The sequence below is a fragment of the Streptomyces caeruleatus genome (assembly GCF_001514235.1).
Taxonomy (GTDB): Bacteria; Actinomycetota; Actinomycetes; order Streptomycetales; family Streptomycetaceae; genus Streptomyces; species Streptomyces caeruleatus.
Genome location: NZ_KQ948927.1, coordinates 624,815 through 644,911 on the forward strand (window position 1 = coordinate 624,815; position 20,097 = coordinate 644,911).

The following is a 20,097-nucleotide window of genomic DNA, read 5'->3' on the forward strand; positions in this document are numbered from 1 at the left end:
TCTCAGGAGACACCATGTCGCTCACCCGTAGGGACTTCGCCAGGAATTCCGCGATCACCGGTGCCGGTGTCGCGCTGGCGGGCAGTGCCGGCGTGCTGGCCAGCGCGCCGAACGCGCTCGCGTCCACGGAGGCCGCGGCCGAGGGCGAGAAGCCGGCGGACGCCCACGGGGGCGGCGTCGGGTACGGCCCGCTGATCCCGGACCCGAAGGGCATCCTCGCGCTGCCCGCCGGGTTCACGTACCGCGTCATCACCTACAGCGGCAAGACCAAGCTGGAGTCGGGCGAGTTCACCCCCTCCAACCACGACGGCACGGCCACCTTCGACGGGCCGCGCGGCACCACCCTCCTCGTCAACAACCACGAGCTGAAGGGCCCGCGCGCCAACTGGCAGTACCCCGTCCCGCTCACCGACGGCCTCGTCTACGACCCCGCCGCGGCCGGTGGCTGCACGGTCGTCGAGGTCCGTCCCGGCGGGCAGGTCGCCGAGTGGGTCGGCATCGCCGGCACCTCCACCAACTGCGCGGGCGGCCGCACCCCCTGGGGCACCTGGCTCACCTGCGAGGAGAACTCCGACCGGGCCGGCACCAACGGCATGACCAAGGACCACGGTTACGTCTTCGAGGTCGACCCCGTCGACCGCCGCGCCAACCGCGACCCCAAGCCGCTGAAGTTCTTCGGCCGCTACGACCACGAGGCCGTCGTCATCGACCCCAGGCGCGGCCACGCCTACCTGACCGAGGACGCCGCGGGCCCCAACGGCCTGCTGTTCCGCTGGACCCCGCCGAAGGGCTTCGAGTACGGCCACGGCAAGTTCCGCACGCTGGCCGACGACGCCGGTGTCCTGCAGGCCCCCAAGTGCTTCGACTCGGGCGGCAAGTTCGTCGACGACCTCTCCCGCGCCACGAAGATCGGCACGGTGTACGGCGTCGACTGGGTGGACGTCCCCGACCGCGACGCGAAGAGCACGCCCGTGCGAAAGCAGTTCGCCGACGGTGAGATCACCCGCGCCCGCAAACTCGAGGGCATGTGGTGGGGCGACGGCGGCACCTACATCGTCTCCTCCTACGCCCGCGAGGAGAGCCCCGTCCAGCACGACGGCCAGGTCTGGTTCTACGACCCCAAGCGCCGCACCCTCACCCTGAAGGTCCTCCTCGGCGTCAACCCCGACCCGTCCCAGGACGGCGCCCTCGACGGCCCCGACAACATCACCGTCTCCCCCTACGGCGGCCTCGTCATCGCCGAGGACGGCGAGGGCGTCCAGCACCTCTTCGGCGCCACCGACAGCGGCCGCACCTACCCCATCGCCCGCAACGAGCTGAACATCGGCACGGAAGACGACCCGGAATACAGCGAGTTCACCGGCGTCACCTTCTCGTGCGACGGAAAGACCCTCTACGCCAACATCCAGACGCCGGGCGTCATGCTGGCGATCACCGGTCCTTGGAAGCGCCAGAAGCGCGGCTGAACTTAATTCGCTCGCCCGGCCCGCGGCACCCCTCCTAGAGTGATGAACGTCCAGGTGCGAAGGCAGGACCTACTTCCACTCTTAATGGGGAGGCCGCGGGTTCGAATCCCGCCACCGGTTCCACGAGCCGGTGTAGCTCAGCGGCAGAGCACCTAATGTCGGTTCCGCCGATCTGAACTCTGGACACCACAACTTCATGCACCTCCCGGTGCGAGCATTTTGATCTCGGGAGGCGCAGCTCAAGGTGGGTGCCCGGTGCGCAGGCAGCGGATACTTCGGGAGCTGGTGAGGGAAACCCCTCGTGCGGGTTCGAATCCCGTCATCGACTTCGGGTCGGTGTGGCGGAACGGAAGACGCGCCAGTTATAAGCAACCGCAGCCGACTTCGAACTCGGGCACCCTCCTTTTGCTGCGCCTCCCTCCGAAAGCACAGTGAATTCGGGGGAATTCAGCATGGCGCGATTCAACACGCGGGCCGCCAAGGCGCGCCCCACTTCGCGAGTGACATCGACAGGGCGGGTACTGCGTACCTACGAGGGCGGCCGGGGCCGTGAGCGGGACGCCCGTTCCGAGCTCTTCCTGCTGTCGGTCGCCAACTTCGTCTCGCAGCAGACGTTCTACGAGACCGGCGCCGACCGCGACGACCGGTTCGCGCGGCTCGTGCGCGAGCTCGCTGTCACCGACCCGGTGTGGACGGCCGGCCTGCTCGGCTGGCTGCGCGGCGAGGGCAACCTCCGCACCGCGTCCATCGTGGGCGCCGCCGAGTACGTCAAGGCCCGCCTGGACGCCGGGGCCACCGACGGTCCGTCGAACCGGCAGGTCGTCGCCTCCGTGCTCCAGCGGCCTGACGAGCCCGGCGAGCTGCTCGCGTACTGGACGGCGCTGTACGGCCGTAACGTCCCGAAGCCCGTCAAGCGCGGCGTCGCCGACGCCGTACGCCGTCTCTACAGCGGCAAGTCGCTGCTGAAGTACGACACCGCGTCCAAGGGATACCGCTTCGGCGACATCCTCAACCTGGTGCACGCGGCGCCGGACCCGGACAAGCCGTGGCAGGGCGAGCTGTTCCAGTACGCCCTCGACCGCCGGCACAACCCGGACACCGCCGTGCCGCCCGCGTCCGCCCGGACGCTGGTCGCGCACCGCGAGCTGATGGCGCTGCCCGTCGAGGAGCGGCGCGCGGTGGTCACGTCGCGGGGCGGGGCGGAGCGGCTCGCGGCGGCCGGGATGACGTGGGAGGCGCTGGCGGGCTGGCTGCAGGGCCCGATGGACAGGGCGGCCTGGGAGGCCGTCATCCCGTCCATGGGCTCCATGGCGCTGATCCGCAACCTGCGGAACTTCGACGAGGCGGGCGTGTCCGACGAGGTGGCGGCCCAGGTCGCCGCGCGGATCAGCGACCCAGCCGAGGTCGTACGGTCGCGGCAGTTCCCCTTCCGGTACCTCGCCGCGTACCAGCACGCGCCGTCGCTGCGCTGGGCGTACCCGCTGGAGCAGGCGCTCGGCCACGCGCTGGCCAATGTGCCCGCGCTGCCCGGCCGGACGCTGATCCTGGTCGACCGCTCCGGCTCGATGTGGAGTCCGCTGTCCGACCGTTCCAAGCTCAACCGGGCCGACGCGGCGGCGATCTTCGGTACGGCGCTGGCGCTGCGGGCGAAGAAGGCGGACCTGGTGGAGTTCGGCTCCACGAGCGCCCCGGTGCGTTTCCGCGGGGGCGAGTCGGTGCTGAAGATCCTGGGCCGCTTCGGTGACCTGGGCGGCACCGACACCACCGAGGCGGTCCGCCGGCACTACCGCAAGCACGACCGGGTGCTGATCGTCACCGACGAGCAGTACGCGTACAGCCGCCACGGCGACCCGACCGAGCAGGTCCCCGCCGACGTGCCGGTCTACACCTGGAACCTCGCCGGCTACCGGGCGGGCCACGACCCGTCGGGGAAGGCGAACCGGCACACCTTCGGCGGCCTGTCGGACGCCGCTTTCCGGATGGTTCCGCTGCTCGAAGGCGCTCGGAACGCCGACTGGCCCTGGGCGGTCTGAGGTCCGGCGCGCGCCGGGAGCGTGGCCCGCACTCACGGGGGTGCGGGCCACACCCTTGCCGGGCGGCGGATTGACATCTAACATTTCAGTTCATGGAGGCGATACGGCCCGTGGCCCGGACCCTGCTGAGGGACCGGGCGTACGAAGCGATCCGCGACGCCATCGTCGCCGGGGAGATCGAGCCCGGCGCGGTGGTGCGGGACGCCGATCTCGCGGAGCGGCTCGGGCTGTCGCGGGCGCCGGTGCGCGAGGCGTTCTCGCGGCTCGTGGACGAGGGGCTGCTGGAGAGCAAGCCGCAGAGCTACACGCGGGTGACTCCGGTCGTGGCCGCCGACGTACGGGACGCCGCCGCCGTGGTCGGCGCCATGCACGAGCTGGTGACACGGGTCGCCGTGTCCCGGCTGACGGCCGCGGACGTGGAGATCATGCGCGCCGCGAACGACCGCTTCGCCGCCGCCGTCGCGTCCGGCGCGGTGGACCTCGCGCTACGGGCCGACGACGAACTGCACGACGTACTGGTCCGGGTGAGCGGCAACCGCGCGGCCGCCGCCACCGTCGCCCGCTACACCCCGCTCATCCGCCGCCTGGAGCGCCGGCGCTTCGGCGAGGGCGGGACCTGCCGCTCGGCCGGGCTCCATGAACGGTTGATCGAGGCGTGCGCCGCCGCTGACGTGGACCGGGCGGTCCGGGTCACCGCGGAGATCTGGCGCACCCTCGCCGACCTGGCCGACTCCGACCGACCGACGCCGTGACCCTGTGGAGGCGCCCCATGTCCCTCTCTTCCTATGAGCGTTACCCCCTCCTCTTCGGCCCGTCCCCCGTGCACCCCTTGGAGCGCCTGACCGCGCACCTCGGCGGCGCCTCCCTCTGGGCCAAGCGCGAGGACTGCAACTCCGGTGTCGCGTACGGCGGGAACAAGACCCGCAAGCTGGAGTACCTGGTCGCCGATGCCCTGGCCAAGGGCTGTGACACCCTCGTCTCGATCGGTGGCGTGCAGTCCAACCACACCCGCCAGGTCGCCGCCGTCGCCGCCCGCGCGGGCCTCAAGTGCGTTCTGGTCCAGGAGAGTTGGGTGGACTGGCCCGACTCCGTGTACGACAAGGTCGGCAACATCCTCGTCAGCCGTCTCGCCGGCGCCGACGTACGCCTGGTGCGGGCCGGGTTCGGGATCGGCTTCAAGGAGAGCTGGGAGCAGGCCCTCAGCGAGGTCGAGGAGTCGGGCGGCAAGCCGTACGCCATCCCGGCCGGCGCCTCCGACCACCCGCTCGGCGGACTGGGCTTCGCCGGCTGGGCCTACGAGGTCGCCGAACAGGAACGGGAGCTGGGCGTCTTCTTCGACACGGTGATCGTGTGCTCGGTCACCGGCTCCACCCAGGCCGGCATGGTCGCCGGCTTCGCCGCCCTGGAGGAAGCGGGCGCCCGACCGCGCCGCGTCCTCGGCATCGACGCCTCCGCCAAGCCCGCCACCACCCGCGCGCAGATCGCCCGGATCGCTCACAATACTGCTCAACTCATCGGCGTCAAACGCGAGTTGACCGAAGCCGACATCGAGCTCGACGACCGGTACCACGCCGGCACCTACGGCATCCCGGACGAGACGACCCTCCAGGCCATGCGCCTCGCGGCCAGGACAGAGGGCATGGTCACCGACCCCGTGTACGAGGGCAAGTCGATGGCCGCGATGATCGACCTGGTCGGCCGGGGGGAGATCGGACGGGACTCGACCGCGCTGTACGCCCACCTCGGCGGCCAGCCGGCGCTGAACGCGTACAGCGCGCTGTTCTGACCGGTGGGGGCGCCCCGCAAGGGGCGCGGGGAACTGCGCGAGCAGCCGCGATGGTGCCGCACGCGATTGACGGTCTTTTGTGTGGCTCGTTGAGTGGGGCGTTGGGGTGCCCGGTCGGGGGCCTGGGAGGGGGCGCGGGGAACTGTGCGAGCAGCCGCGATGGTGCCGCACGCGGTTGACGGTCTTTTGTGTGGCTCGTCGAGTGGGGCGTTGGGGTGCCCGGTCGGGGGGCCTGCGAGGGGGCGTGGGGAACTGTGCGAGCAGCCGCGATGGTGCCGCACGCGGTTGACGGTCTTTTGTGTGGCTCGTCGAGTGGGGCGTTGGGGTGCCCGGTCGGGGGGCCTGCGAGGGGGCGCGGGGAACTGCGCGAGCAGCCACGATGGCGCCGCACACGACCGACGACCCTTGCGCGGCCCGCCGAGCGGAGCGCTAAGGTGCCCCCGTGCGGGCGGACGATCAGCAGTGGGAGACGAGTGTCGAGCGGCCTGACGGCACGCGCCGCCGGGCCACGATCCACGACGTCGCGAAGCTGGCCGGAGTGTCACGGCAGACGGTCTCCCGCGCGGTCAACGACAAGGGCGAGATCGACCCGGCCACCAAGGAACGGGTGCTGGAGGCGGCCCGGCTGCTGGACTACCGGCCGAGCCGTTTCGCGCGCGGCATGGTGCAGAAGGGCGCCGTGACGGCCGGTCTGGTGATCCCGGATCTGATGAACCCCTTCTTCCCCGAGGTGGCCGCCGGTGTTCTGGAGGCGGCCGAGCAGCGGGGCTGGCAGGTGGTGATGTGGGACTCCCGCATCGACGAGGCCCGGGAGCGGGACGCGCTCGACGTGCTGTCCCACCAGGCCGATGCCATCGTCGGCTACTTCAGGAGCCCGGACGACGTGCTGGCCCGGCACCTGGGAGGTGTACCGCTGGTGTTGCTGGAGCGCGGCCCGCAGCAGACCCGTTTCGCGGCCGTGGGCATCGACGCCGCCGCCGGCCTCGAACAGGGCATGGCCCATCTGGTGGGCGCGGGGCATCGCAGGATCGGCATGCTGGACGGGGTGCACGGGCCCGGCCCGCGCAGGGCGGCCTTCCTGGAGCAGGTCCGGCGCTACGGTCTGCCGGTCGACGACAGCTGGATCGCGCTGTGTGCCGAGCACAGCGTGGCCGGGGGCGAGGCCGCCATGGAGCGACTGCTGAACGCCTGCCCCGACGTCACCGCCGTCTTCGGCTTCAACGACCTGATCGCGGTCGGCGCCATGCGCGTCGCCCGGCGCCGGGGCCGACGGGTGCCGGAGGATCTGGCCGTCCTGGGCTTCGACGGCCTGTCGCTGGGCGAGCTGGTGGAGCCCGCCCTGACTACCCTGCATATCGACAAACGGCGGCTGGGACGGCTGGCCGTCGAACAGGTCGCCCGCCTACGCGCAGGCGAGGAACCGCTGCGGGGCGCCGACGCCTGGGTGGTCCCCGAGCTGGTGGTGCGGACGTCGGCCTGAGTCCGGGCACGCCTCGCGGCAGGGCTGGTGCTTCGACTTGAGGCCCGGGAGCCGGGTACGCCCCGACGTGCCGCAATTGCCTTTCCTCCGGCCCGGATACTCGACGGCAATGTTCACGTGCATGCTCACGGACTCTCGCGAATGAGGGCGGGGGCGTTGACGAGCGTGATCCCGTTGGTCGTCGTGTTCCTGATCGGGGCGCGGCACTTCTTGCGGGACCTGGCGGCGGGGGCGACGAAGATGTGAGCCCTCCGCAGGAGAGATCTCCCCGCATGTGAGCCCTCCCGAATACACGCCGGGCGCCCCTTCGACCGGGGCGCCCTGGACGTCGTGCCGCGGACTCGGGTTTCTACAGCGCCTGGGCCGCCGGCTTCACCATGCCCCGCACCGTGCGGGACTTCACGAAGTCGCCCATGGCCGTCATCTCCCACTCACCGGAGAACTGCTTGATCAGCTTGGCCATCATCACGCCCGTCTGGGCCTCGGCGTTGGTCAGGTCGAAGCGGACGAGTTCCTCGCCGGAGGCGGCGTCGATCAGCCGGCAGTACGCCTTGGCGACCTCGGTGAACTTCTGGCCGGAGAACGAGTTGACCGTGAAGACGAGTCCGGTGACCTCCTGGGGGAGGCGCCCGAGGTCGACGGTGATGACCTCGTCGTCCCCGCCGCCCTCGCCGGTGAGGTTGTCGCCGGAGTGACGGATCGCGCCCTGCACGATCTGGAGCTTGCCGAAGTAGCAGCTGTCGATGTGGTTGCGCTGCGGGCCGTAGGCGATGACCGAGGCGTCCAGGTCGATGTCCTTGCCGCGGTACGCCGGCTCCCAGCCGAGGCCCATCTTGACCTGGGAGAGCAGGGGGCGGCCGCCCTTGACGAGGGACACGGTCTGGTTCTTCTGGAGGCTGACGCGGCCCTTGTCGAGGTTGATCTTCCCGGCGCCGGGCGCGGGGGGCGCGGGGGGCGCGGGCGGCGCGGGCGGGGCCGGGGGAGCGGCGGGGGCCTGGGGCGCCGGGGGAGTGACCGGGGGCTGCATGGTGGGCTGAGGTGGGGCGGCGGGGGCCGCGGGGGTGGCGGCCGGGGCCGGTTCCTCGACCGTGACGCCGAAGTCGGTGGCGATGCCGGCCAGGCCGTTGGCGTAGCCCTGGCCGACCGCGCGGGCCTTCCAGGCGCCGTTGCGCAGGTAGACCTCGACGATCACCAGTGCCGTCTCGGTGCCGAGCTGCGGGGGTGTGAAGGTGGCCAGGACGCTGTTGTCGTCCGCGTTACGGATGGTGGCGGTCGGTTCGATGCCCTGGAAGGTCTGGCCGGCGGCGTCCGGGCTGGCGGTGACGACGATCTTCTCGATGCCGGGGGGTACGGCCGCGGTGTCGACCGTGATCGCGTCGGGGCTGGTGCCGCCGCCCGAGCGGTAGGTCACGCCCGGGCCCTGGGGCTGGTTGTAGAAGATGAAGTCGTCGTCGGAGCGCACCTTGCCGTCGGCGGTGAGCAGCAGGCCCGATACGTCGAGCCGCACCGGGGCGGCGACGTCCACCGTCACGCGCGCGGCGGGGAGAGGGATGTTCGAGCCGGGGGTCATAGCTGTCATGCCGGGTGAACGAGCGGGGGCGTTTTACCGTTCCCTTACCTGGCGACCATTTGGCGGATGCGGCCCGGCGAGGCAAGCCCAACGTTTCTCGCCCCCGCCGCCCCTACCCGTCCCATCCCTGGGAGCTCCGCCCCCAGACCCCCTGATCGGCCCTCCGGGCCTCGTCCTCAACGCCGGACGGGCTGAAGGGCCTAAAGGGGCGCGGGGAACTGCGCGACCAGCCCGCACCGGGGCCGCACCCGGAGGACGACCCGGGGTCGAAGGGGCGGAGCCCCTGGGGATGGGATGGGTAGGGGCGGCAGGGGCGGAGGAGCCTACGGGACCACCACGATCTTGCGGCCGACCCCCGATGCGAACTGTTCGAGGGCCTGCGGGTACCGCTCCAGCGGGATCCGGTCGCTGATGAAGATCTCCGGGTCCAGGACCCCGTTCGCGAACAACTCCGCCGCCCGCTCGAAGCTGTGGAGGACGGCCATGGAGCCCGTGATGGTGATCTCCTGGTTGTAGATGCGGTACGGGTCGATCGTCACGCGGGTCGAGTAGTCGGCCACCCCGAACTGGAGGAAGGTCCCGGCCTTGGCCACCCGGTCCAGGCCGTCCTGGATCGCGGCCGCGTTGCCGGTGGCGTCGACGACGAGGTCCCAGCCCTGGGGACGGTCCAGTTCGTCGGGGTCGGCGGCGGATGCCGAGACGCCGAGCCGGCGTGCCGTCTCCAGACGGGCGGGGTTCACGTCCACCACGTCCACGCTCGCCGCCCCCGTCCGCTTGGCGAGCTCCAGCATCATCAGGCCCATCGTGCCGGACCCGTAGATGAGGACGTGGGCGCCGAGGCGGGACTGGAGGACGTCGTAGCCGCGGACCGCGCAGGACAGGGGCTCGACCAGGGCCGCGTCCTGGGTGCGGACGTGCTCGGGGAGCCGTACGCAGTTCGCCACCGGGGCCACCGCGTACTGCGCGGCGCCTCCGGCCGTGGTCACGCCGATCGCCGCCCAGCGTTCGCAGAGGTTGTTGTGGCCCGTACGGCAGTAGCGGCACTCGTAGCAGTACAACGACGGGTCGACCGCCACCCGGTCGCCGACCGACAGCTCCGTGACCTGGGTGCCGACCCCGACCACCTCGCCCGCGAACTCGTGTCCGGGCACGATCGGCAGCTTGGGCGCGAACTCGCCCTGGAGGATGTGCAGATCGGTGCCGCACAGGCCGCAGGCCGCGACCTCGACGACGACCTCGCGCGGGCCGGGTGTCGGGTCGGGGACCTCGGCGACGACTGCCTTGCCCACGGACTCGATGACGGCGGCCTTCATTTCACGGCTCCCAACGACAGGCCCTGGACCAGCTTGTCCTGGGCGGCGAACCCCGCGGCGAGCACCGGCAGGGAGATGGCGAGCGACGCGGCGCACACCTTCGCCAGGAACAGGCCCTGGCTGGTGATGAAGCCGGTCAGGAAGACGGGGGCTGTCTCCGCCACCACGCCGGTCAGCACGCGGGCGAACAGCAGCTCGTTCCAGCTGAAGATGAAGCAGATGAGGGCCGTCGCGGCGATGCCCGGGAGGGCTATGGGGGCTACGACGCGGGTCAGGATCGTCGGTAGCTTCGCTCCGTCCACCCTCGCCGCCTCGATGATCGCGACCGGGATCTCGGCCAGGAAGGAGTGCATCATCCACACCGCGATCGGCAGGTTCATGGAGGTGTAGAGGATGACCAGCAGCCAGATGTTGTCGAGCATGTCCGTGTTCTTCGCGAACAGGTAGAGGGGCAGGAGGCCTGCCACGGCCGGCAGCATCTTCGTGGAGAGGAAGAAGAACAGGACGTCCGTCCACTTCTTCACCGGGCGGATCGACAACGCGTACGCCGCCGGGAGGGCCAGGACCAGGACGAACAGGGTCGACGCGAGCGACGCCACCGTCGAGTTGATCAGCGCCGGCCAGGGGCTCGCGCCGCCGCCCGCGCCGAAGAACTCGCGGTAACCGTCCAGCGTCAGTGACGCGGCGAAGGACGGCGGGTTGGTCGCCGCGTCCTCCTCGGAGTGGAAGGACGTCAGGGCCATCCACGCGATCGGCAGGAAGAACAGGATGCCGAGCAGCCAGGCCACCAGGCCGAGGCCAACTCCCTTGCGGCGGCTGCGTGTTCCGAGTCGTACGGCTGCTGCACTCATGCGCGTGACGCCTCCTCGCGGAACAGGGACGACACCACGCGCAGCGCGAAGGTCGCGATGATGATCGAGCCGATGACCACCAGGACGCCCGCGGCCGAGGCGAGGCCGTTCTCGTGGGCCTGGTAGAAGCTCTGGTAGACGGTGTAGGGGAGGTTCGCCGTGCCCAGGCCGCCGGATGTGATCGTGAAGACCGCGTCGAAGTTCTGGACGATGTAGATCGAGCCCAGCAGGGCGCCGAGTTCGAGGTAGCGGCGCAGGTGCGGGAGCGTGAGGTGGCGGAAGATCTGCCAGTCGCTCGCGCCGTCGACGCGCGCCGCCTCGATCTGCTCGTGGTCACGGCTCTGCAGGCCGGCCAGCAAAATCAGCATCATGAACGGCGTCCACTGCCAGACCAGGGAGGCCTCGACCGCGAGGAGCGGCGTGTTGGAGATCCAGTCCGGCTGTGGGCCGCCCACATAGTGCAACAGCCCATTGAACAGGCCGTATTCAGGGTTGTAGAGCACATGTTTCCAGAGCAGGGCCGCCGCCACCGGGACCACCAGGAACGGGGCGATCAGCAGGGTGCGGACCACCCCGCGGCCCTTGAACCTGCGGTCCAGCAGCAGGGCGAGCACCAGGCCGATGACCAGGCTGGCCAGCACCACCGCGACCGTCAGCAGCACGGTCGTCCAGACCGAGTGGCGCAGGTCGGCGTCGGTGAGGACCTCCTGGTAGTTGCCCAGGCCGGCGAACTTCCGGGCGTCCGGGTAGAGGGAGTTCCAGTCGAAGAACGAGATCACCAGCGTGGCCACGAACGGCAGCTGGGTCACCGCGATCATGAAGATCAGGGCGGGGAGCAAGGGGGCCCGGGTCGCCCAGGCGCGCAGCCGGGCGGAGGACGGACGGGTGGTGCGTACCGGAGTCGTGGCCACCGGGGCCGTGGTCGTCGCTGTCATCGCCCCTCGTACTCCTCGGAGATCTTCTCGGCGAGCTGCTGGGACTTCTTCAGGGCCGAGTCGACGGACTGGCGTCCGGCGATGGCCGCGCTGATCTCCTGGGAGACCTTGGTACCGAGGTCGGTGAACTCGGGGATGCCGACGAACTGGATGCCGGGCGCGGGGCGCGGCTGTACGCCGGGGTCGTTCGGGCGGGCGCCCTCGATGGCCTCCTTCGTCATCTCCTGGAAGGCGGCCGCCTCCTGGCGGTACGCCGGGTTGGCGTAGGTGGAGGCACGCTTGCCGGCCGGCACGTTGGACCAGCCGATCTCGTCGCCGACCAGTTGCTCGTACTGCTTGCCGGACGCCCAGGACACGAACTTCCAGGCGTTGTCCGGGTTGCGGGAGGCCTGCTGGATGCCCCAGGCCCAGGTGTAGAGCCAGCCGGCGGACTCCGTCTTCTCCACGGGCGCGGGTGCGTAGCCGACCTTGCCCTTGACCGGGGACTTCGCCGACTCCAGGGAACCGGCGGCGGAAGTGGCGTCGTACCACATGGCGACCTTGCCCTGGGTCATGTTGTTCAGGCACTCGGCGAATCCGGACTGGGCGGCTCCGGACTCGCCGTGTTCGCGGACCAGGTCGACATAGAACTTCGTCGCCTTCTCCCACTCGGGGGAGTCCAGCCGGGCCTTCCAGTCCTTGTCGAACCAGGTGCCGCCGAAGGTGTTCACGACGGTGGTGAGCGGTGCCATCACCTCGCCCCAGCCGGGCAGTCCGCGCAGGCAGATGCCCTTCATGCCGGGCTCGGCGCCGTCCGTCTTCGCCGCGAGGTCCGCCACCTGCTGCCAGGTGGGGTGCGCGGGCATCGTCAGACCCTCCTTCTCGAACACGTCCTTGCGGTACATCAGGAAGGACGACTCGCCGTAGAAGGGCTGGCCGTAGAGCTTGCCGTCGTCGCCGGTCAGGGACTGGCGCATCGGCCTCAGGACGTCCTGCTCGTCGTATCCGGGGTCCTTGGCGACGTACGAGTTCATCTCGTGCAGCCAGCCGTTGCGGGCGTAGATCGGTATCTCGTAGTTGGAGAGGGTGGCGACGTCGTACTGGCCGGCCTGGTTGGCGAAGTCCTGGCTGATCTTGTCGCGGACGTCGTTCTCGGGCAGGACGGTGAAGTTGACCTTGATGCCGGTCTCTTCGGTGAAGCGGGGGGCGAGTTTCTGCAACTCGGTCATCTGGGGGTTGTTGACCATCAGGACGTTGATCGAGTCGCCGCCCGACCCCGCCCCGCCGGCTCCGACCCAGCAGCCGGAGAGCAGCGGGGCGAGCAGCGTCCCTGCGGCGGCCATGGCGAGCGTGGCTCGCGGTGGCCGTCGTCGGCTCTGGGTTCGCATGGATCGCTCCTGGACGATTAGGGGACGATTGGGGGAAATCGGGAGATAAGGGGTGCGTGGGGGCGTGCGGAGGCCCCCTGGGGAGTGGGGTCGGTTGTCAGACGCGGATGACCTGGGGGCCCTGAAGGGAGTAGCGGTGGGCCTCGGCCGCCGGGAGAAGGGTGCTCGTCACGATCGTCTCCAGTGCGCCGATGTCGGCGAACCGGCAGAAGCTGACCGCTCCGAACTTGGTGTGCACGCCCGCGAACACCGCGCGGCGCGAGGCCCGGATCGCCTGCGCCTTGACCTCGCTGACGGCCGGGTCGGGGGTGGTCAGGCCGTGCTCGCGGGAGATGCCGTTGGCGCCGATGAACGCCAGGTCGATGATGAATCCGGCCAGCATCTTCGTCGTCCAGTGGTCGACGGTGGCGAGCGTGCCGGACCGTACCCGGCCGCCGAGCAGCAGCACGGAGACCTGCTCGGCCTCGGCGAGGGCGCCCGCGACGGGAAGGGACGCGGTGACCACGGTCAGCGGCCGGTCGGTGGGCAGGGACTCGGCGATGAGCTGTGGGGTGAAGCCCTCGTCGACGAAGACGGTCTCGGCGTCCCCGAGCAGCTCGGCCGCCGCGGCCGCGATCCGGCGCTTCTCGGGGACATGGCTGGTGGCACGGAAGGCGAGCGTCGTCTCGAAGCCGGCGCTCTCCACGGGGTAGGCGCCGCCATGGGTGCGGCGGAGCAGTCCGTGGTCCTCCAGGACGCGTAGATCCCGCCGTACGGTCTCCTTGGCCACGCCCAGTTCGGCGGCGAGCGCGGTGACGTCGACGGAGCCGCTCGCGCGGGCGGTGCGGACGATTGCGCGCTGGCGTTCCTCCGCGGTTCGGTTCATGGTCGTCACCTGCCTTCTCGCTGGGCTGCCCGTTCGGGCCCTGCTGTGGGCCTTGGGGGAAGTTCTACAGCGGGTGCGGGGTGGTGACCAGGTCTGTTACGGGGGTGATACTGCCCGGTGTGTGCCCGTTCGGTCTTGTGTGTGCCCGGGGCGGACTCGGAGCTCGGGGGGTGCGGTCGTGTGGTGGCTGCTGGCGCGTCGTGGCTGGTCGCGCAGTTCCCCGCGCCCCTTGGGTGGGTGGTGGTGCCGTGTCCTGGCCTGCGGGAGGCGAGCCCGGGTTCTGCCCGAATACGGCGGCGGGCGGGCCCGTTCGGTGCCCGCCCGCTGTCCGTGACGACTCTTTCCGGTCAGTACGGCCAGATCGGGGGGTCGCTGATGAACTGGCCGCCCAGGTAGGCGTGCGCGATGTTGTCCGGGTCCAGCTCGCCCTGCTCGGCGATGAGCTTCTCGGCGTAGGGCTCGGAGTCGTCCTGCGGGTCGTAGCCGAGGGAGCGGGCGGTGGTCAGGTCCCACCACAGGCGGGTGTTCGCGGAGGAGCCGTAGACGACCGTGTGCTCGACGTGCTCGGCGGTCAGGGCCGCGTGGAAGAGGCGGGCGCCGTCGGCCGGGCTCATCCACACCGAGAGCATGCGCACGCTGGTGGGCTCGGGGAAGCAGGAGCCGATGCGCACGGACACCGTCTCCAGGCCGTGCTTGTCCCAGTAGAACTGCGCGAGGTCCTCGCCGAAGGACTTGGACAGGCCGTAGAAGGTGTCCGGGCGGCGCGGGGTCTCGATGGGGATGAGGGGGTCGTCGCCCTGGGGGCGGGGCGTGAAGCCCACCGCGTGGTTGGAGGAGGCGAAGACGATCCGTCCGACGCCCTCCTCGCGGGCGGCCTCGTACAGGTTGTAGGTGCCCTCGATGTTGGCGCGCAGGATCTTCTCGAACGGGGCCTCCAGGGAGATGCCCGCGAGATGGATGATCGCGTCCACGCCCCGTACGGCCTCGCGCAGCGCCTCCCGGTCGCCGAGGTCGGCGACGATCGCGTCCGGCTCGCCCTCGATGGGGTGCAGGTCGAGCAGCCGCAGCTCGTAGCCGTACGCCGGGAGCAGGTCCCGCATCAGGGTGCCGAGGCCGCCGGCGGCGCCGGTGAGCAGAACGGTGCGGGGCGCTGGCATCCTCGGTTCTCCTTGAGTCATCGGCCTCATGCATGCCTGGTATTCACATTCATGGACCAGTTAAGGATCTCTACCCACTTTCGTCAAGGGTGGCAGAGGTATCGTTCATAAATGTAAACTCCGATCAGAAACCTGCACTCGCCCGTTCTCTTCCAGGGAGAGCCCGTGACGCCTGCCCCCCTCGCCGCACGCCTCAGCGTCCCCGGCGGGCCACTGTTCTTCCCCGTCACCGCCTACGGCCCCGACGGCACGGTCGACCTCGACACCTACCGCACCCATGTGCGCCGGGGCGTCGAGGCGGGGGCCGCCGCCGTGTTCGCCTGCTGCGGCACCGGGGAGTTCCACGCGCTGACGCCCGAGGAGTACGAGGCGTGCGTCCGGACGGCCGTCGAGGCGGCCGACGGACGGGTACCGGTCGTCGCGGGCGCCGGGTACGGCACGGCGCTCGCCGTGCGGTACGCGCGGCTCGCCGAGGCGGCCGGGGCGGACGGGCTGCTCGCCCTGCCGCCGTATCTCGTCGTCGCCGGACAGGAGGGGCTGCTGCGGCACTACCGGGAGGTCGCGGCGGCGACCGCGCTCCCCGTGATCGTCTACCAGCGCGACAACGCCGTGTTCACCCCGGCCACCGTCGTCGAGCTGGCCCGCACGGACGGTGTCATCGGCCTCAAGGACGGCCTCGGCGACCTGGACCTCATGCAACGCATCGTCAGCGCCGTACGCTCCGAGGTCCCCGGCGACTTCCTCTACTTCAACGGCCTGCCGACCGCCGAACAGACCCAGCTCGCCTACCGCGCGATCGGCGTCACCCTCTACTCCTCCGCCGTGTTCTGCTTCGCCCCGGAGATCGCCCTCGCCTTCTACCGGGCGCTGGAGGCGGGCGACGACACGACCGTCACCCGCCTCCTGGACGGCTTCTACCGCCCGTTCGTCGAGCTGCGCGCCCAGGGCCGCGGATACGCCGTAGCCCTGGTCAAGGCCGGCGTACGGATGCGCGGCCTGGACGTGGGGGAGGTCCGGTCGCCGCTGCACGAGCCGGGCGAGGATCATGTGAAGCAGCTCGCCGAGATGGTCGAGCGCGGCTACGCGCTGCTGGAGAAGGAGCTGGAGGACACCAAGTGAAGGCGTCGACATTCGTCTACCCCTGGGACATCAACGGAGACCCGGAGGCGCCCGGCAGGATCGCCGCGCTCGGCGTGCGACAGGTGACGCTCGCCGCCGCCTACCACTCCACCCGAGCCCTCACCCCGCGCCACCCGCGCCACCGCATCGTCACCGCCGAACACGCGGCCGTGCTGTACCCGACGGACGACCGGTGGCAGGGCCGCGCGCTGCGCCCGTACCCGGCCGGTGACTGGGCCCCCGGCGACGCCTTCGGCGAGGCGGCCGCCGCGCTCACCGCCGCCGGTCTGGAGGTGCACACCTGGGTGGTCCTCGCCCACAACTCCCGCCTGGGCGCCGAGCACCCGGACACCTCGGTCGTCAACGCCTACGGCGACCGCTACCCCTGGGCCCCCTGCATCGCACAGCCCGCCACGCGCGCGTACCTCGTCGAACTGGCCGCCGAGGCCGCCGTACGGCCCGGAGCGCGCGGCACGGAACTGGAGTCCCTCGGCTGGTACGGCCTCGAGCATCTGCACGCGCACGACAAGACCGGCGGGGTGCCGCTCGGCGACGCCGGGATGTACCTGATGGCGCTCTGCTTCTGCCCGACCTGCAAGGAGGGCTACGGCGCCCAGGGCCTGGACGCCGACGAGCTGGCGGCCGCCGTACGCGCCGGTCTCGAACCGCTGTGGCAGGGCACCGTCGCCGACGAGGGCTGGGCCGACGTCGAGAAGCTGCTCGGCGAGTCGAACGCGGCGGCCACGCGCGCGTGGCGCGACGAAACCGCCCGCACGCTCCAGGAGACCGCGGTCCGCGCGGTCCGCCAGGCCGCCCCCGACGGCTTCCAGATCCTGCTGCACGCCGACCCGGTGACCTACCACGTCGGCGCCAACCCCGGCGTCGACCCCGCGCACATCCTCTCCGTCGCCGACGGCGTGGTCGTACCCTGCGCCGGCGGCCCCGCCCTGCTGACCCCCTTCGCCGAACAGGGCCGCGAGGGCGCGGTCATCGCCGCCAACCTCGGTGTGGTCTCCGGCATGGGCGGCAGCCCCGGCACCCTCGCGTCGGACGCGGCACGCGCGCGTGAGCTGGGCGCCACCGAGATCCGGCTCTATCACGCGGGGTTGGCGTCCGACGGGGACCTGGTGGCCGTACGCGAGGGACTCGCCGCCCTCTGACGCAGCAGCGGTACGGCGGCCAGCAGCCAGACCGGACCCAGGACGGCCGACAGCAGCCGTACGTCGAAGAGTTCGACCAGCGCCGCCCCGGCGGCCAGCCCGATGACGTTCGGCGTGAAGACGAGCGTGTTGGCGGTGGCCGCCGTACGGCCGAGCAGGGCGTCCGGCGTCTCGCGCTGTACGGCGGTGAGCGCGGCGACCAGCACGCACGGCAGGCCCGCGCCGATCGCCGCGCTGCACGCCAGGGCCACGGGGTCGGACGGGACGGCCCGCAGACCGGCCGCGACGGCCGCGAGGGCGATGCCGTACGCGGCGAACCGGCGCTCGCCCAGTCGGCGCAGCGCTGCGCCGGACAGCAGCCCGATCACCACCGACCCGGCGCCCTGGACGCCGTACAGCACACCGGCGTACGCGGGGGCGTGCCCGAGGTTGTCGATGACGGCGTAGATCAAGGCGCCGTTGAGGCCGGCGCAGAGCATGGTGGCGCCGCCAGCCAGGACGAGGGGGCGCAGCCGGGGGTGCGTCCAGAGGTGGCGGGCCCCCTCGGCGGTCCGCTTCCGCCAGCCGCCCTGCGGCGGCTCGGGCCTGCTCTCGCGGACGCGGAGGCCGGCGTACAGCCCGGTCGCGGCCACGAACGTCACGGCGTCGAGCAGGGCGACGCTCGCACCGCCGTACGCCGCGTAGACGGCGGCACCGGCCGGCGGGGCGAGGAGTTTCATGCCCTCGGTGGCCGTCATGCGCAGCCCGTTGAAGTCGCCGCGCAGGGGTGCGGGCACGGCGGAGGCGACGAGGGCGGACTCGGCGGCGTCGTGGACGACGCCTGCGGCGCCGTAGACGAACAGGACCGCGAAAAGGAGCCAGAGGCGGTCCGGGGAGTCGACGGTGAAGAGGGTGAGCAGAAGGGCGGCCGGCAGGAGGTTCGCGCCGATCAGCAGGGGTTTGCGGCGGGTGCGGTCGGCGAGCGTGCCGAGGAGCGGGCCGGCCAGGGCGGGCGCCCACAGGGCGAGCATGCACAGCGCGGCCAGGCCGTCGGACCCGGTGAGGTCCTTGACCCAGACGCCGGACACCAGCCACAACGCCGAGGTGCCGAAACCGGAGACCACGGCTGCGGTGAGGTAGAGGGCGGCGTCGCGGTCGCGCAGGACGCGGGGGAGGGTCGTCGTCATGCCATGCCATCGTGCGGCTAAGGCGGGGGCCCGGGGATGGGGGAAGTTCCCTGGATGTGGAGGGGCGCGAGCGGCGTGCGACGGGGGCGCGTCCAGGGTGAACAGTGCGCCAATTCCTTGTGTGCGACCGCAATTTGATCGTGACTCGGGAATGGATCACAAGGTAATGTTCAGGCAAAGAGGCGCTGCGGTGGTCAAGGGAGCCGCGGCTCGACCGCGCTTGAAGGAGGCAATGGTGTTCGATCTCCGGACCGAGGCCGAAATGAGGCTGTTCTCGGAAAAGACGGCCAGGGAACTGGCTCTGAAGAAGCGGCGGGAAGAGGGCGTGGAGTCCGAGGAGTCGACGACCGCGGAGACGTCGACCGCCGTTGCCGTGGAGCCCGTCTGCTGACATCGGTCGCCGTTTCCGGTGCCGGCCGATGAGTTTCGCCGGCGCCGTCGGTCCACCCTCCAGGACCAGATCTGTGAGGAGCCGGACCATGACCGACACGAGCACCCTCGACCTCGGACCGCAGACGCGTGTCATCGCCCGTCTCGCCGACGGTGTCGCCGATGACCAGCTGTCGGGGCCGACGCCCTGTCCGGAGCTGGCGGTGCGGAATCTGCTGGGGCACCTGCTCGGGCTGACCGTGGCCTTCCGCGACGCCGCCCGCAAGGACCTCGGCGTCACGACCGACACCAGCCCCGACTCCGCCGTACCGGACATCGGGCCCGGGTGGCGTGCGGAGCTGCCCAAGGTGCTGGACGAGCTGGCCGAGGCGTGGCGGGACCCCGGCGCCCGGAGCGGGATGACCCGCGCGGGCGGCCTGGACCTGCCGGGCGAGGTGGCGGCCGCTGTGGCCGTGGACGAGCTGGTGGTCCACGGCTGGGACCTGGCCCGCGCGACCGGCCAGGAGTACACCCCCGACCCCGCCGCGTTGCAGGCCTCGCACGACTTCCTCCTCGCCGCCGTCGACGACCCCGGCCGAGGCCAGATCTTCGGTCCCGTGGTGCCGGTCCCCGCCGACGCGCCCCTGCTCGACCGGGCGATCGGCCTGAGCGGACGGGACCCGGGCTGGGGGCCCGAGCGACGCTGACCTAGCCGACCTGATGCTCCACCCGATGCCGCAGATATTCGTCGGGGTGGGTACGCGCGATGTGCACCGCCTCCGCGACCAGGGCGTGGAGCTCGGCGGGGTAGTGGCGCGGGTTCAGAGGCAGCCCGGGGAGGATGCAGCGGCGTACGTCGAGGTCGTCGTTGTCCACGAACGCACGCAGCGTGGCCTCGTGCCAGGCGGCGCGGAGGTCGGCCACGGCGTCGAACTCGGCCTTGCTCCCGGGCGTCGGCACACGCGTCTGCCCGCCACGGAATCTCAGCGGCGCCTGCGCCCAGTACCAGGCGCGGGCCGCTCCGGCGCGCTCGCTGTCGGTTCCCGACCGCACATACCCGATCAGCGCGGCCTGCACCCGCCGGCGGCCGAACACGGTCACCGCGGCCTCGACGAACAGCCGGTTGTGGCTGGGGTCGGGATCGAGGACCCCGGTGTGCAGCAGCGGCTCGAAGAGCTGGTCGGCAAGGGCGTCGACGTCGCGCAGCGCCCGCCGGAACGCCATCCGTGCCTGCCCCTGCCACTCCCGGTCGAACGGCACCCCTGCGGGGAGGTCGACTTCCATCAGCCGGGCCAGTTCGGCCAGTTGCAGACGGAACGCCGACGACCGGTCCCGCGGTCGGTCGGGAAGCGGTGCGAACGTCATCGGGTGTGTCCTCCCTGAGGGGGTCCGTCGGAGCAGCGTAGGCCCGCGGTCCCAACTTCCTTTGTCAGAAGCATTGACGAACCATGCGCCCCTTC

The 20,097-nt window shown here is 71.2% G+C and carries 18 protein-coding genes; 9 read left to right on the top strand and 9 right to left on the bottom strand.

The genetic code is table 11. The features are described from left to right. Positions 1-14: 14 nt before the first annotated feature. The 5 genes from AQJ67_RS15135 to AQJ67_RS15155 all read left to right on the top strand — a co-directional run bounded on the left by AQJ67_RS15135 (position 15) and on the right by AQJ67_RS15155 (position 6,765). Complete coding sequence (locus AQJ67_RS15135) at positions 15-1,466, top strand: alkaline phosphatase PhoX (protein WP_062719226.1); 1,452 nt, start codon at positions 15-17, stop codon at positions 1,464-1,466. 452 nt (positions 1,467-1,918) lie between these two features. Continuing rightward, positions 1,919-3,499 (top strand): TROVE domain-containing protein, encoded by a 1,581-nt coding sequence (locus tag AQJ67_RS15140; protein ID WP_062719227.1) that lies wholly within the window; start codon positions 1,919-1,921, stop codon positions 3,497-3,499. A gap of 92 nt (positions 3,500-3,591) precedes the next feature. After that, a complete protein-coding gene (locus tag AQJ67_RS15145; RefSeq protein WP_062719228.1) occupies positions 3,592-4,251 on the top strand; it encodes a GntR family transcriptional regulator in 660 nt (219 codons plus the stop codon). A 17-nt stretch (positions 4,252-4,268) separates the two neighbouring features. Further along, positions 4,269-5,285, top strand: coding sequence for a 1-aminocyclopropane-1-carboxylate deaminase (locus AQJ67_RS15150; protein ID WP_062719229.1), 1,017 nt, complete (start codon positions 4,269-4,271; stop codon positions 5,283-5,285). 442 nt (positions 5,286-5,727) lie between these two features. Beyond that, positions 5,728-6,765 carry a LacI family DNA-binding transcriptional regulator gene (locus AQJ67_RS15155; protein ID WP_079055967.1) on the top strand — a complete coding sequence of 346 codons (1,038 nt, stop codon included), beginning with the start codon at positions 5,728-5,730 and terminating at the stop codon, positions 6,763-6,765. Between the two features lie 349 nt (positions 6,766-7,114). On the opposite strand, the gene AQJ67_RS15160 is transcribed toward AQJ67_RS15155, so the two are convergent. The 7 genes from AQJ67_RS15160 to AQJ67_RS15190 all read right to left on the bottom strand — a co-directional run bounded on the left by AQJ67_RS15160 (position 7,115) and on the right by AQJ67_RS15190 (position 14,823). Next, on the bottom strand, positions 7,115-8,335 hold the full coding sequence (locus tag AQJ67_RS15160) for a TerD family protein (RefSeq protein WP_208614974.1): 1,221 nt from the start codon (positions 8,333-8,335) through the stop codon (positions 7,115-7,117). Between the two features lie 323 nt (positions 8,336-8,658). Next, on the bottom strand, positions 8,659-9,648 hold the full coding sequence (locus AQJ67_RS15165; RefSeq protein ID WP_062719231.1) for a zinc-dependent alcohol dehydrogenase family protein: 990 nt from the start codon (positions 9,646-9,648) through the stop codon (positions 8,659-8,661). Beyond that, entirely contained in the window at positions 9,645-10,499 is an 855-nt protein-coding gene (locus tag AQJ67_RS15170) for a carbohydrate ABC transporter permease (protein ID WP_062719232.1), read from the bottom strand. The genes AQJ67_RS15165 and AQJ67_RS15170 overlap by 4 nt, the downstream gene beginning before the upstream one ends. Continuing rightward, the gene (locus tag AQJ67_RS15175; RefSeq protein ID WP_062719233.1) at positions 10,496-11,434 is read right to left on the bottom strand and encodes a carbohydrate ABC transporter permease; all 939 of its coding nucleotides are present in this window, start codon (positions 11,432-11,434) and stop codon (positions 10,496-10,498) included. The genes AQJ67_RS15170 and AQJ67_RS15175 overlap by 4 nt, the downstream gene beginning before the upstream one ends. After that, positions 11,431-12,801 (bottom strand): ABC transporter substrate-binding protein, encoded by a 1,371-nt coding sequence (locus AQJ67_RS15180; RefSeq protein ID WP_062719234.1) that lies wholly within the window; start codon positions 12,799-12,801, stop codon positions 11,431-11,433. Before AQJ67_RS15180 ends, AQJ67_RS15175 begins: the two co-directional genes overlap by 4 nt. Positions 12,802-12,898: 97 nt before the next feature. Beyond that, positions 12,899-13,666 (bottom strand): DeoR/GlpR family DNA-binding transcription regulator, encoded by a 768-nt coding sequence (locus AQJ67_RS15185; RefSeq protein ID WP_062719235.1) that lies wholly within the window; start codon positions 13,664-13,666, stop codon positions 12,899-12,901. 347 nt (positions 13,667-14,013) lie between these two features. After that, the gene (locus tag AQJ67_RS15190) at positions 14,014-14,823 is read right to left on the bottom strand and encodes an NAD-dependent epimerase/dehydratase family protein (RefSeq protein ID WP_062719236.1); all 810 of its coding nucleotides are present in this window, start codon (positions 14,821-14,823) and stop codon (positions 14,014-14,016) included. 165 nt (positions 14,824-14,988) lie between these two features. Between AQJ67_RS15190 and AQJ67_RS15195 the strand changes: the two genes are divergently transcribed. After that, the gene (locus AQJ67_RS15195; protein ID WP_062719237.1) at positions 14,989-15,942 is read left to right on the top strand and encodes a 5-dehydro-4-deoxyglucarate dehydratase; all 954 of its coding nucleotides are present in this window, start codon (positions 14,989-14,991) and stop codon (positions 15,940-15,942) included. Continuing rightward, positions 15,939-17,102: a hypothetical protein gene (locus AQJ67_RS15200; protein WP_062719238.1), complete on the top strand. Its 1,164-nt coding sequence runs from the start codon at positions 15,939-15,941 to the stop codon at positions 17,100-17,102. The genes AQJ67_RS15195 and AQJ67_RS15200 overlap by 4 nt, the downstream gene beginning before the upstream one ends. On the opposite strand, the gene AQJ67_RS15205 is transcribed toward AQJ67_RS15200, so the two are convergent. Beyond that, entirely contained in the window at positions 17,039-18,268 is a 1,230-nt protein-coding gene (locus AQJ67_RS15205; RefSeq protein ID WP_062719239.1) for an MFS transporter, read from the bottom strand. The two genes, AQJ67_RS15200 and AQJ67_RS15205, sit on opposite strands and share 64 nt — an antisense overlap. Before the next feature lie 190 nt (positions 18,269-18,458). Here AQJ67_RS15205 and AQJ67_RS47650 point away from each other — a divergent pair, with 190 nt between their 5' ends. Together AQJ67_RS47650 and AQJ67_RS15210 are read left to right on the top strand one after the other, a co-directional pair. Beyond that, positions 18,459-18,659 (top strand): hypothetical protein, encoded by a 201-nt coding sequence (locus tag AQJ67_RS47650; RefSeq protein WP_159058769.1) that lies wholly within the window; start codon positions 18,459-18,461, stop codon positions 18,657-18,659. Positions 18,660-18,747: 88 nt separating this feature from the next. Next, complete coding sequence (locus tag AQJ67_RS15210; RefSeq protein WP_062719240.1) at positions 18,748-19,344, top strand: TIGR03086 family metal-binding protein; 597 nt, start codon at positions 18,748-18,750, stop codon at positions 19,342-19,344. Between the two features lies 1 nt (position 19,345). On the opposite strand, the gene AQJ67_RS15215 is transcribed toward AQJ67_RS15210, so the two are convergent. Then, complete coding sequence (locus AQJ67_RS15215; protein WP_107122878.1) at positions 19,346-20,002, bottom strand: hypothetical protein; 657 nt, start codon at positions 20,000-20,002, stop codon at positions 19,346-19,348. Positions 20,003-20,097: the final 95 nt, after the last annotated feature.